This is a genomic window from Microvirga yunnanensis, from assembly GCF_025460875.1.
This window is the reverse complement of sequence record NZ_JAMXFI010000052.1, coordinates 43164-55613: the sequence shown is the minus strand read 5'-3', so window position 1 is coordinate 55613 and position 12450 is coordinate 43164. Positions and strand designations below refer to the sequence as shown.

Genomic DNA, 12450 nt, shown 5'->3' with positions numbered 1-12450 from the left:
GGCCGACCAGGACGAAGCCGAGCGGCACGAAGGCGTAGGCGACATGCAGGATCAGGACGAGACGGTCCCGCCAGGTGCGCTCGCCCGCCCACCGAGCCAGCCGAACCGCCTGAAGCATGCCTGCGGCGATCAGGGCGGCGCCGGTGACGCGCCAGTTCGGAGCGGCGATCCAGGCCAGGAGCGCGGCGCCTGCGGCGATCATGGAGACGATGTCGAAGCGCCCGAACGAGGCCGGCAGGCGGCCGGGGTTCTCCCGCACGAGCCAGTTGCGCGTGAAGCTCGGGATGATGCGTCCGCCGACCAGCATGATCAGCATCATGGTGGCGGCAATGCCGAGGCGGATGCCGTAGTCGGCGGCACCGAGAACATGCGCCTCGACATGGAAGATGATGTTGCCGACGGCAAGGATGCCGAGCGCGACCAGGACCTTGAGGTTGCGCCAGTTCCTGCCCTTGACGATCTCGCGGGCCATGGCCGCACCGACGAGCAGCAGGAACGCGTTGTCGATAAGCGCGGCGGCCTCCCAGCCGATCCAGGCCGAGGTGGTGACGGCGAGGCGCCCGGCGGCCCAGGCCAGCACGAGGACGAGTAGCGGCCGTCCCTGGAGCGGCATGCGTCCGGTCCAGTTCGGGACAGCCGTCAGCAGGAATCCGGTGATCACGGCCGGGAGATAGCCGTAGAGCATCTCGTGGACGTGCCAGTCGCGCGGCGCGAAGGCGGTCGACAGATCCAGTTCGCCGTAGAACATCGGAAGCCAGGCCAGGATCGCGAGGCCGGCATACAACGACCCGAACAGGAAGAACGGCCGGAAGCCGTAGGAGAGAAGCGCGGGACCGTTGTAGTCCCGCAGGCGGGGAATGGGAGCCATAATCGATCCTCCCGCATCACACGTACGAAAACATTGGCGCCGCCGCGGCAGGATCGTCGCGGCGGCGCATGAAGCCCGATGAGAGCGTTACTTCGCGGCCGTCTGGGTCGACGCGAGCTTGTCGAAGAGGGTCGCGAAGGCCTGCTTGGCCTTGCCGGGGTGGGTGGCGGCCTTGGCCTGGTCAACGTTGGTCGCGTCGCCGACCACGATCAGTCCGACCATGCCCATGCCGTAGTGCGGCTTGCACTTGTAGCCGTACGCGCCGGCCTTGTCGAAGGTGATCGCCAGCTCCTCGTTGACCTTGCCGACGAACTTCTGCCCGCCTTCCGGCAGCATGCCGTCCACGGTCTCGACGTTGTGCCCCTTGTCCGCGGCCACGAACTTCACGGTGTCGCCCGGGTTGATCTTCACGAGCGCGGGCTCGAACACCATGACGCCCTCGGTGCCCTTGTTGAGCATCTTCACCTCGACCTCGGCCGCGCTCGCCGCGCCTGCGAAGCCGAGGGCCGCCACGATGGCGCCGAGCATGATGACCTTCCGCATGATAGTCTCCTGTTGCATTGCGAAACCAACGGGCTTCTGTCCGAAGCCGTTGGGAAGGTGATACGCCTTGCGGGAACACGCGTGATTGATCTGGCGCAAGGAGTTGGCGCTTTTGCGCGAAGGCAGAGAGAATGTGAGGAGGTTGCTTGCGTTGCGGCAAATAATGTCGACACAGGCGGAACGTCGAAACGGACTATGGTGCTTGGCCGTTATCACGGCATGACAACGGGACCGCAGGCACCGTGCCCGTGGCCCATTTCAGGACAAGGCAGGTGGCATGGCCAGCGTCGATCGATCTCTCGTCGTAGGACTTCCGCTCTTCGCCGGACTGGCGCCGGAGCAGATCGACGCGATGCTCCAGGAGGCGCAGTCGGTGCGCTATCCCAAGGGGACCAACGTGTTCCAGCAGGACGAGGAGGCCCACTCCTTTTTCATCCTGCTCCACGGGCACCTGAGGGTGTTCAAGCTCACCCCCGACGGGCAGCAGGTGGTGGTCAGGTTCGTCACGCCGGGCGAGGTGTTCGGCGTCGCCATGGCCATCGGCCGCAAGACCTATCCGGCGACTGCTACGGCGGTGGTGGACAGCATCGCCCTGGTCTGGCCCTCGGCCGCGTGGCCCCGCCTCGTGGCGACGCATCCCGGCCTGGCGGTCAACACCCTCCAGACCGTGGGCAGCCGGCTCCAGGACGCCCACACGCGGGTGGTCGAGATGTCGACCGAGCAGGTCGAGCGCCGCATCGCCCATGCCCTGCTCCGGCTCGCGCAACAGGCCGGGCGCAAGGTCGAGGCAGGGGTCCAGATCGACTTCCCGATCACGCGCCAGGACCTTGCCGAGATGACGGGTGCCACGATGTTCACCGTGAGCCGCGTCCTGAGCGCCTGGGAAAGCCAGGGTTTCGTCGCCGGCGGACGCCAGAGGATCATGATCCGCGAGCCGCACAAGCTGTTGCTGCTCGCCGAGGGCTCGTCTGGCTGAACAAGCCATGGGCACCCTGCGGTGCCCCGGATCCGTCAGGATCGGCCAAGCTGGCATTGCCATCCGGATGGGCAGCCGCACTGATATCGTCCAGGAAATCCGTCAGATCGACATCGTGTTCGCGGCAGGCGTCGTCGATGGTGTGGAAGCAGGCGATCGGGCATCCGACGCAGTGCATCCGGTGGTCCAGGAACAGGCGGATGGTCGCGGGCCATCGTCGCATGACGTCGTCGACAAGTTGGGTGGATTCAATCCTCATCTGAGCCTCCGATGGTGGGGATCTGGCACCAAGTCTAGGCCGTCTCCCGGCGTCGCTCTTTGTCCCCGCGCAACGTGCCCCGAAAGGTTCCCAGGATTTCGCGACAATGTTTGCGCTCGGGCAAAGAGCTGTTCGGTCCGGTAGGCGATGGTCGGATCGAACCGAGGAGGAACGCCATGACCCGGCACACGGACATCACCCCGCCGCTCGATCCCGATGTCATCGACTGCCTGTTGGAGGTGATGGACCCCGAGGTCGGCCTCAGCGTGGTCGACCTCGGCCTTGTCTACCGGGCGACGCGGGGCGACGACGGCATCGCGGTAGCGCTCACGCTGACGACCCGGGCCTGCCCGCTCGGCGAGATGATCGTCGAGGACACCCGCGAGCGTCTGGCGCGCCGTTTTCAGGACGTCCGGCGGATTGCCGTCGAGTTGGTGTGGAGTCCGCCCTGGACCCCGGAGCGCATTACGGAACGGGGGCTTGAGCTTCTGGGCCACCACACGCAGGGGGCGGTCTGATGGATGTACCGATCATCGACGTGTCAGCCCCGCCGCCGCTTGAACCGCCGGCCATGCGTCCTTTGATGAGAATGAGAATCACCCTCCTCGCATTCGGCGTCCTTGCCTTGCTGGCTGGCCTGTGGGGTGCGCTGGGGCGGCTTGGGTGGCCCCTGCCCCATGGCGCCTCCCTCGCCGCCTTGCACGGGCCACTGATGATCTCCGGCCTGTTCGGCACCGTGATCGGCCTGGAGCGAGCGGTCGCGCTTAGCCGCGAGTGGAGCTACGCCGCCCCGGCGGCCTCCGGGTTCGGGACGCTGGCCCTGCTTGTCGGCGCGCCGGAAGCGGTGGGCGCAGCCGCCTACGCGATCGCGGCGGCGGTGCTGGCGGGCGGATCGCTCCTGATCACGGTGCGGCAGCCCGCCGTCTTCACGGGCGCCCTCTTTTTCGGCGCGATCGCGTGGCTTGCCGGGAATATCCTGTGGCTCACAGGCCATCCGGTACCGGATGCGGTGGGTTGGTGGCTCGCCTTCCTGGTTCTGACCATCGCCGGCGAGCGCCTGGAGCTCAGCCGCCTCCTGCCGCAGAGGCGCGGCAGAGAACCCCTGTTCCTACTCGCCACCGGCCTGCTCGCCGCCGGGGCGCAGAACGGCCTCATGACCGGGAACGGCGCCATCCTGTTCGGCCTGGCGCTGCTCGTCACCACCCTATGGCTGCTGCGGCATGACATTGCCCTCCTGAACGTCCGCAGGACGGGGCAGACCCGTTTCATGGCGGCCTGTATGCTGGCCGGCTACGCCTGGCTTGGCTTCGCCGGGGTGGTGCTGATCGTATTCCCTCCGGGCGAAAGCGGCTTCGGATACGACGTGGCGCTGCATGCGGTCCTGATCGGGTTCGTCCTTTCGATGGTGTTCGGGCACGCGCTGATCATCCTGCCTGCCGTTGTCCGCGTCGGTCTTCGCTACGCCCCCCTTCTCTACCTGCCGCTCGCGCTGCTGCACCTGTCCGTCGCCCTGCGCGTCGGCAGTGGACTGGCCGGGTGGGAAGCCGGACGCAAGGGCAGCGGTGTCATCACGGTCATCGCCCTCCTGACGTTCGTCGGCAGCCTGGTCACTGCCCGCTGGCGCGACGGGGAGCGTTCCCGTCGCCATGAGAACACGGAAGCGGTGCCGGGGGTTTGATCCCGCGGCGCAGGAATTCAGGTAAAAGGCAATGGACCGTCAGCGGCACGTGAGGATCCGGAGCAGGCAGGTAATCGCACTGGTTGCCGCCCTGTCCCTGGTCCTGCACGTCGGCCTGATGGCCCTCGCGACGCAACCGTCGTCGCTTCCCTTGAACGAACAGGCTGTCTCCGCGCAGAACGCGCATCATGCCGGCAATGCGGACGGTTCGCATCGGGAAGATCACGGGAAGACTGCCGGCCATGCGAAGCCCTGCTGCATCCTGAGTTCCATCAACGGCATGCCCGCGGCACCTGCGGGCATCCTCCTGCTCCCGCCCCATGCCGTCCTTTCGGTTCCGAACTTCGGGAACCAAGCTCCGTCCAGGGCGGCGCGTCTCCTCGCCTTCTATCCTGTCGGCGCCCGGGCACCACCGGCACTGGCCTGATCTCGACCCACGATCAATCTTCATACGACAGGACAGAACCATGATCACGATGCTTTCCCGCGGGGCGATCACCGCCGCACTCCTTACGCTCGCCGTCCCCGCGCAGGCCCATACAACGCTCGAGGCGCAGCAGGCTTCCGTAGCCTCCACCTACAAGGCGGTGCTGCGCGTCGGCCACGGCTGCGAAGGGGCGCCGACCCTGAAGCTGCGCGTGCGTATTCCCGAGGGTGTCATCAACGTCAAGCCGATGCCCAAGCCCGGCTGGGAGATGGAGACCGTCAAGGCACCGTACGGGAAGACCTACGATTACCACGGCACCGCGACATCCGAGGGCATCCGCGAGATCGTCTGGACGGGAAAGCTGCTCGACGAGCACTACGACGAGTTCGTCTTCCGCGCCTACCTGACGGACAGCCTCAAGCCGGACACCATGCTCTACTTCCCGACGGTCCAGGAGTGCGCAGGCGGCAAGGCGGACCGCTGGATCGAGGTGCCGGCCGAGGGCAAGAGCGCGGACGACTACGAGCATCCGGCGCCGGGGCTGAAGCTCCTGCCGGCCAGGGCCACACACTGACAAGGGAGCGGGAGCTGTCCTTGCGGGCGGCTCCCCTGCCACCATGATGCGCGCCATCCTCATCTCGCTCTGGCTCACGCTCGCCGCCCTGTGCGGCAGCGGCGGCGTCCTTGCCCATGCAGCCCTCGTCGCGTCCCATCCCATGGACGGCGCCACCATCGAGGGCGCGCCGCCGACCGTCCGCCTGCACTTCAACGAGCCCATATCGCCCCTGGTCGTCAGCCTGACGGACGCGGCGGGACGCACGCATCGGGATCTCGCCGTTGTGGCGCGGAACGAGGTGCTCGAGATCGCGATGCCGCCCGGGCTTGCGCGGGGCAGCCACGTCCTGAGTTATCGCGTGACGTCAGGCGACGGCCATCCGATTGGCGGCTCCATCGTCTTCGCGATCGAGGCCCCGACCAGGCCTGGAGCCGTTGCCGGACGCGACGCCAGCGAGGGAACCAGCACTGCCGTCTGGCTCGCACGGATGGGGCTGTACCTCGGGTTGTTTGCGGGCGTGGGCGGCACCTTCTTCCTGGCATGGATCGCTCCAGGCCAAGCCGTTGGACAGACAGGGCGAGGTCTCGCCGCTTTCCTCGCCGTCGGCCTCCTCTCCGCCATCCTGTCCCTCGGATTCCAAGGCGTCGACGCCTTGGGCGAACCGCTTGCTTCCATCTCAACGCCCGCCGCATGGTCCGCCGGATGGCGAACGTCCCTCGGCTGGACGGCTGTCATCGGATCGGCCGCCTTGTCCGTCGGATGGCTGGGCCTGCGCGGCCCTGCGGGATGGCGGCGGGCATGGAGCCTCCTGGCGCTGTGCGGCATCGGTGCGGCCCTGGCGTCGAGCGGCCATGCCAGTGCAGCGGCCCCGCAATGGCTGACGCGTCCCGCCGTGTTCCTCCACGCGGTTGCCGTCGCCTACTGGGTCGGTGCCTTGATCCCGCTGGCGGTCATCGTCCGGAAACGAGGATCGGACACCTATCGGACCGTCCGACGCTTCTCCGGCTGGGCCATCGGCGCGGTCGCAGTCCTGTTCCTGACGGGCATCCTGTTGGCCGCGATTCAGGCGGAGACATTCGCGAACCTGACAACGACCGCCTACGGGCGCATCCTGATCGCCAAGACCCTGTTCGTCATGGCCCTGCTCGGCCTAGCGGCCCTGAACCGGCTCTGGCTGACGCCTGCTTTGTCCCTTTCGGCCAAGTTCGGCAGGAGGTGGCTCGTGCGGTCGGTCGCGGCGGAATTCGTCCTGTGCCTGGCCATCCTGGCGGCCGTCGGACTGTGGCGCTTCACCCCGCCGCCGCGGGCGCTCGCCGCTTCCGCCGCGGCTGCCGCCTCGGCCAGCGTCCACCTGCACTCGCCGCGGGTGATGGCCCAGGTGACCCTGTCGCCGGGACGGGTCGGGAACGCGAGGGCCAGTATCGTAATCGCGTCGGGAAGCGCGCAACCCATCGACGCGAAGGAGGTGACGCTGGTCCTCTCGAAGCCGGAGGCCGGGATCGAGGCCATCATCCGCCCGGCGAGGAGGTCAGCACGGAATGCCTGGGAGGTCTACGGACTCACGGTGCCCGTCGCCGGAACGTGGCAGGCGAGGGTCGCGATCCTCATCGACGACTTCGAGCAGGCGACGCTCGAGGGCACCATCGCCATCCGGCCCTGACTTCAGTCCGGAGCTCTCGCCCGCCCGTCGTGCAACTCCGGCAGGTCCGATCGCAACCAGGCCAGGCGGGCGATGGCCCGTCCAGCCAGTTCCTGGACCCGCGCCAGGGACGCATCGTCGTTCAGGCTGTCGCCGGCCTCGAGGTAGCGGTCCGCGAGCAGTTCCGCGAGCGCGACCGGATCATCCGGTATTCCCTGGCCGGGAACGGTCACGCGGATGGATGCCGGATCGGACTCGTCGGCATGCCGCCGCGCCTCCTCCGCGAACCCGGCGAGGCGCCCCCGGTCCTGCGGCGATGCCTGGTCCACAAGGGACTCGAGCTTGCCGGCAAGCCGACGCTCGAGAGTGGCGAGATCGATCATCCCATCGGCCCCTTGTGCATCCGGCTGCCTACGCGCGGCGTGGAAGGCGTTGCGGCGCTCCCGCCTGAGGATCGAAACATGCCCCAGCTCCTCGTGCGCCATGGCCTCGGCCGCCTTCTGGATCTCGGCGGACTGCGCGTGGGCGGCGACGTAACTCCAGAAGGCGAAGGCACGTTCCTCGTTGCGTACCGCCATCGAGAGGGCGCGGTAGGCACTAAGCAGCCGGGGGTGGGCCGTCGCCACGCCCTCGTCATCGAACGTCTCCGGAAGCTCCCAAGGAATCCGCACGGGATCGGGTGCCTGCCCCTTGCTCCTCTCCGACCGGTGCACGACGCTGGCGAGGTGGCCCCGCTCGTCGGCGGACAGGCGCTCGAACACCTCCGCCAGCGCGGGATCGCCGTCCTGCCGCATGCGCACGGCGATCTCGGCATAGCGGGTTGCCGCCTCCTGCTCCATGGCCGCCGCGATCGCGAACAGCTCCTCCAGGGACTTCACGGAACCGGCGGGCTCCCGCTTCAGCAGAGACATCGTCCTCTCCTGGCGACCAGGACCATTGACAAGTCAACTTTCATGCGGTGGGTTTGACGCAGATCAATGTTCGCCCGACCACACGAAGCATGATGGTTGTGGGCCATGCGAGATCAATGTCAACGGCCCCGGAAAGATCGCGGCCTTCCATCGGAACCGATCCGATCCAAGGCCGCTGAGGTTTTTCCGTTCGGAAGCCCAAACGCTATCCTGGACGGTCCCCCGTTGGCAAAAGCGCGTTCGCTCGCCCCCGACCGACATCTTGCGAATACCGATCTGAAGCGTCTTTGGATGGTGGCTCTGCTTGGGTTCGTGGTCCTCCTGCTCTGGACGGGTTACGGCATAGCGGCAGGGCGCGTGCAGGAGTTCCTCCCGAAGGCACAGCCTACGGACTTTTTCCCCGACGCCGACCGCTTCGGAGCGCCCCAGGGCGATCCGCCGCTCATCCCCGCCTATCAGGGCGACCGCCTGCTCGGCTACATCTACCTGAATTCCGACTTCACCAGCGCGGTGGGCTATTCAGGCAAGCCGATCAACCTGCTGGTCGGCATCGACCCGAACGGTGTCGTCACCGGGATCAAGCTGGTCGACCACAAGGAACCGATCGTCCTCGTCGGCATCCCCGAACGCCGCATCGTCGACGCGGTGAACACGCTTGTCGGGAAGGACATGAGGCCGGTCGCAACCGGGGCGGAGCGCCCGCCGCAGGTCGACATCGTCAGCGGTGCGACCGTGACGGTGCTCGTCATGGGCGACAGCGTTGTTCGCTCCGCCGTGCGGCTCATCCGCAGCGGCCGCCTCGGCACCGCTCAAGGCGCTCCTGCGGCCGCGGCGGCACCCCCGGCGGTGAAGACCCTCGACCTGACAAAGAGCGAGGTCCGCGACTGGCAGACCCTGCTCGGTGACGGCTCGGTCCGGCGCCTGTCCCTCACCGTCGGCGAGGTCAACGAACGCTTTGCGCAGGCAGGCAACCAAGAGGCGGCCAACAACCCGGAAACAGCCGATCCGAACGACACCTTCATCGATCTCTATGTCGCCCCGGTGAGCGTTCCCACCGTCGGGCGCAGCCTGCTCGGCGATGCAGCTTACGAGCAGCTCAGGGCGCGGCTCAAGCCGGACCAGCAGGCCATCGTGGTCGCCGGCGAGGGTACCTACTCGTTCAAGGGCTCGGGCTATGTCCGCGGCGGCATCTTCGACCGCATCGAGCTGCTCCAGGAGGGACAGGGCACGCGCTTCCGCGACCGCAACCACTCCCGTCTCGGCGACCTCGCCGCGGCGGGCGCGCCCGCCCTGCGCGAGATCGCCCTGTTCGTCGAGCCCGAGGACTTCAGGCTCGACCTCACGGAACCCTGGCAACTGCAACTGCTCGTCCAGCGCAGCGTCGGCGCCCGCGACAAGGCCTTCCTAACCTACGATCTCGAGTACGCGCTGCCCGACCCGTATCTGCGGATCGAGCAGCCTCCCGCCCCGGCGCCCACATCAGTCCCGGCCTCTCCGCAGACACAGGCACAAAGTCAGGCCACCCCAGCGCCCCCCGCCCCCACAGAGCCGTCCCTGAATGACGCGGACGCCCTCGCGGCGGGCGAGATCGAGGAGCCGCTCTGGCTCAGGATCTGGAAGACCAACACCGTCTCCATCGGCATCGCCGCCTTCGGGCTTATCGCCTTGACCGCCATCTTCTTCTTCCAGGATGCGCTGGTGCGCCGCCCCACAGTCTACGTCTGGATCCGGCGCGCCTTCCTCACTTTCACGCTGGTCTGGCTCGGCTGGTACGCCAATGCCCAGCTCTCGGTCGTCAACGTCCTGACCTTCACGAACTCCCTGATTACCGCCTTCAACTGGGAGTTCTTCCTCGCCGCGCCGCTGATTTTCATTCTATGGGCCGCGGTCGCGGCCGGGCTGCTGTTCTGGGGCCGCGGTCCCTTCTGCGGCTGGCTCTGCCCGTTCGGCGCGCTCCAGGAGCTGACCAACACCATTGCCCGGTGGCTGAAGGTGCCGCAGGTCACCGTCCCGTGGGGCCTGCACGAGCGCCTGTGGCCGATCAAGTACGTCATCTTCCTCGGCCTGTTCGGGCTCTCGCTCTACGACGTCGCCCTGGCCGAGACCTTCGCGGAAGTCGAGCCGTTCAAGACGGCGATTATCCTGAAGTTCGTCCGGGACTGGCCGTTCGTCATCTACGCCGTGACGCTGCTGTCCGTCGGCCTGTTCATCGAGCGCTTCTTCTGCCGCTATCTCTGCCCGCTCGGCGCGGCGCTCGCGATCCCCGGCAAGATCCGCACGTTCGAGTGGCTCCGGCGCTGGCCCGAATGCGGCTCGCCGTGCCAGCGCTGCGCCAAGGAATGCCCGGTGCAGTCGATCCATCCCGAGGGCTTCATCAACGTCAACGAGTGCATCTACTGCATGCACTGCCAGGAGCTGTACCACGACGACCAGCGCTGCCCGCACATGATCCAGGTGCGGCTCAAGCGCGAGAAGCGCGAGGCGCTTTCGTCGCCGTCCATGCGCCAGAGCAAGGACGGCGGCCAGGGCCCTGCTAAACCGATCATCACCCACAAGGGCAAGGTGGTCGGAACACCCACGGACGCGCCGGACACGGCCAACGTCCCCACCACCGCTTCATGAGCGACAAGGAGGTTCACGTGTCACAGGAAGACAAGAGAAACGGTCTCAGCCGCCGTCAGGTGCTCGGCACGACCGCCGCCGCGGCCGCGGCGGGAGCCTCTGGTGTGGCGGGTGGCGTGTCTCTCAACGATGCTGGCGTCATAAGCCCGGCGGAGGCGCAGACGCGCCCGGCCGCCCCCGCGGCGCGGTCCGCCGGCCCCGCCAAGTACGAGGTCAAGCCGGGCGAGCTCGACGAATATTATGTGTTCTTCTCCAGCGGCCAGACCGGCGAGGTCCGCATCATCGGCTGCCCGTCGATGCGCGAGCTGATGCGCATCCCGGTGTTCAACCGCGACAGCGCCACCGGCTGGGGCCAGACGAACGAGAGCCTCAAGATCCTGACCGAGGGCCTGACGCCGCAGAACCGCGAGTTCCTGAAGGATCGTGGCGGCACCTACACGAACGGCGACCTGCACCATCCGCATCCGTCCTTCACCGACGGCAGCTACGATGGGCGCTACCTGTTCGCCAACGACAAGTCGAACACCCGCGTCTGCCGCATCCGCCTCGACGTGATGAAGTGCGACAAGATCGTCCAGTTGCCGAACCAGTCGACCGTGCACGGGCTGCGCGTGCAGAAGTACCCGAAGACCGGGTACGTGTTCTGCAACGGCGAGGACCGCGTGCCGATCCCGAACGACGGCAAGATCCTCGACGATCCGAAGCAGTACACCTCGATGTTCACCGCCGTCGACGGCGAGACCATGACGGTCGCCTGGCAGATCAAGGTCGACGGCAACCTCGACAACGTCGATGCCGACTACCAGGGCAAGTATTGCTTCTCGACCTGCTACAACTCCGAGGAAGGCGTCACGCTGGCCGAGATGATGGCCAAGGAGCAGGACTGGGTCGTCATCTTCAACCTCAAGCGCATCGAGGAGGCGGTAAAGGCCGGCAAGGCCGAGATGATCAACGGCGTGCCCGTCCTCGACGGCAAGAAGGGGTCGCCCTACACGCGCTACGTTCCGGTCGGCAACAGCCCGCACGGCATCAACACCGCGCCGGACGGCATCCATGTCGTGGCCAACGGAAAGCTGTCGCCGACCGTCACGGTCTTCGACGTGCGCAAGTTCGACGACCTGTTCGACGACAAGATCCAGCCACGGGATACGGTCGTCGCCGAGCCCGAGATCGGCCTCGGCCCGCTGCACACCGCCTACGACGGCAAGGGCAACGCCTACACGACGCTGTTCCTCGACAGCCAGGTGTGCAAGTGGAACATCGACCTCGCCATCCGGGCGTTCAAGGGCGAGAAGGTTAATCCGGTCCTCCAGAAGCTCGACGTGCACTACCAGCCGGGCCACAACCACACCTCCATGGGCCAGACCAAGGACGCGGACGGCAAGTGGCTGATCTCGCTGAACAAGTTCTCGAAGGACCGATTCCTCAACGTTGGTCCGCTCAAGCCCGAGAACGACCAGCTCATCGACATCTCCGGCGACCAGATGGTGATCGTGCATGACGGCCCGAGCTTCGCCGAGCCGCACGACGCCACCATCGTGCATCGATCGAAGATCAACCCGGTGCACACCTGGAAGCGCGACGACCCGTTCTTCGCCGACGCGGTGCAGCAGGCGAAGGCGGACGGCGTGGACCTGATGACCGACTCGAAGGTTATCCGCGACGGCAGCACGGTGCGGGTCTACATGACCTCGGCCGCGCCGGCGTTCGGCCTGGAGAGCTTCCAGGTCAAGCAGAACGACGAGGTGACGGTCTACGTCACCAACGTCGACGACGTCGAGGACCTGACGCACGGCTTCTGCATCGTCAACTACGGCATCAACATGGAGGTGGCGCCGCAGGCGACGGCATCCGTGAGCTTCAAGGCCTCGAAGCCGGGCGTGTACTGGTACTACTGCACCTGGTTCTGCCATGCGATGCACATGGAGATGCAGGGCCGGATGCTCGTCGAGCCACAGGCGGCCTGACGCC

12 protein-coding genes are annotated in these 12450 nt (G+C 66.9%); 8 read left to right on the top strand and 4 right to left on the bottom strand.

Annotated elements, in window-relative coordinates; translation table 11 throughout:
* On the bottom strand, positions 1-868 hold an 868-nt coding region (locus NF876_RS23400), incomplete at its 3' end, for an NnrS family protein (RefSeq protein ID WP_262270905.1).
* A gap of 87 nt (positions 869-955) precedes the next feature.
* Positions 956-1411, bottom strand: coding sequence for a pseudoazurin (locus NF876_RS23395; RefSeq protein ID WP_262266302.1), 456 nt, complete (start codon positions 1409-1411; stop codon positions 956-958).
* A gap of 277 nt (positions 1412-1688) precedes the next feature.
* Here NF876_RS23395 and NF876_RS23390 point away from each other — a divergent pair, with 277 nt between their 5' ends.
* Entirely contained in the window at positions 1689-2387 is a 699-nt protein-coding gene (locus NF876_RS23390) for a Crp/Fnr family transcriptional regulator (RefSeq protein WP_262266303.1), read from the top strand.
* Here the strand turns inward: NF876_RS23390 and NF876_RS43530 are convergent.
* Positions 2332-2646 carry a DUF1858 domain-containing protein gene (locus NF876_RS43530; RefSeq protein ID WP_373371189.1) on the bottom strand — a complete coding sequence of 105 codons (315 nt, stop codon included), beginning with the start codon at positions 2644-2646 and terminating at the stop codon, positions 2332-2334. The genes NF876_RS23390 and NF876_RS43530 overlap by 56 nt on opposite strands.
* A gap of 176 nt (positions 2647-2822) precedes the next feature.
* On the opposite strand from NF876_RS43530, the gene NF876_RS23380 reads away from it, so the two are divergent.
* From NF876_RS23380 to NF876_RS23360, 5 genes are all read left to right on the top strand, one after another.
* Positions 2823-3164, top strand: a complete 342-nt coding sequence (locus NF876_RS23380) for a metal-sulfur cluster assembly factor (RefSeq protein ID WP_262266304.1) — start codon at positions 2823-2825, stop codon at positions 3162-3164.
* A 71-nt stretch (positions 3165-3235) separates the two neighbouring features.
* A complete protein-coding gene (locus NF876_RS23375) occupies positions 3236-4324 on the top strand; it encodes a DUF8744 domain-containing protein (protein WP_262266305.1) in 1089 nt (362 codons plus the stop codon).
* Between the two features lie 31 nt (positions 4325-4355).
* Positions 4356-4751, top strand: coding sequence for a hypothetical protein (locus NF876_RS23370; protein ID WP_262266306.1), 396 nt, complete (start codon positions 4356-4358; stop codon positions 4749-4751).
* A 49-nt stretch (positions 4752-4800) separates the two neighbouring features.
* Positions 4801-5325 (top strand): YcnI family copper-binding membrane protein, encoded by a 525-nt coding sequence (locus tag NF876_RS23365; RefSeq protein WP_262266336.1) that lies wholly within the window; start codon positions 4801-4803, stop codon positions 5323-5325.
* Between the two features lie 43 nt (positions 5326-5368).
* Positions 5369-6967 carry a copper resistance CopC/CopD family protein gene (locus NF876_RS23360; protein ID WP_262266307.1) on the top strand — a complete coding sequence of 533 codons (1599 nt, stop codon included), beginning with the start codon at positions 5369-5371 and terminating at the stop codon, positions 6965-6967.
* 2 nt (positions 6968-6969) lie between these two features.
* Here the strand turns inward: NF876_RS23360 and NF876_RS23355 are convergent, their stop codons facing one another.
* The gene (locus NF876_RS23355; RefSeq protein WP_262266308.1) at positions 6970-7857 is read right to left on the bottom strand and encodes a ferritin-like domain-containing protein; all 888 of its coding nucleotides are present in this window, start codon (positions 7855-7857) and stop codon (positions 6970-6972) included.
* Positions 7858-8148: 291 nt separating this feature from the next.
* On the opposite strand from NF876_RS23355, the gene NF876_RS23350 reads away from it, so the two are divergent.
* Positions 8149-10479: a NosR/NirI family protein gene (locus NF876_RS23350; protein ID WP_262266337.1), complete on the top strand. Its 2331-nt coding sequence runs from the start codon at positions 8149-8151 to the stop codon at positions 10477-10479.
* 17 nt (positions 10480-10496) lie between these two features.
* Positions 10497-12446, top strand: a complete 1950-nt coding sequence (gene nosZ, locus NF876_RS23345; RefSeq protein WP_262266309.1) for a TAT-dependent nitrous-oxide reductase — start codon at positions 10497-10499, stop codon at positions 12444-12446.
* The last annotated feature ends 4 nt before the right edge of the window (positions 12447-12450 follow it).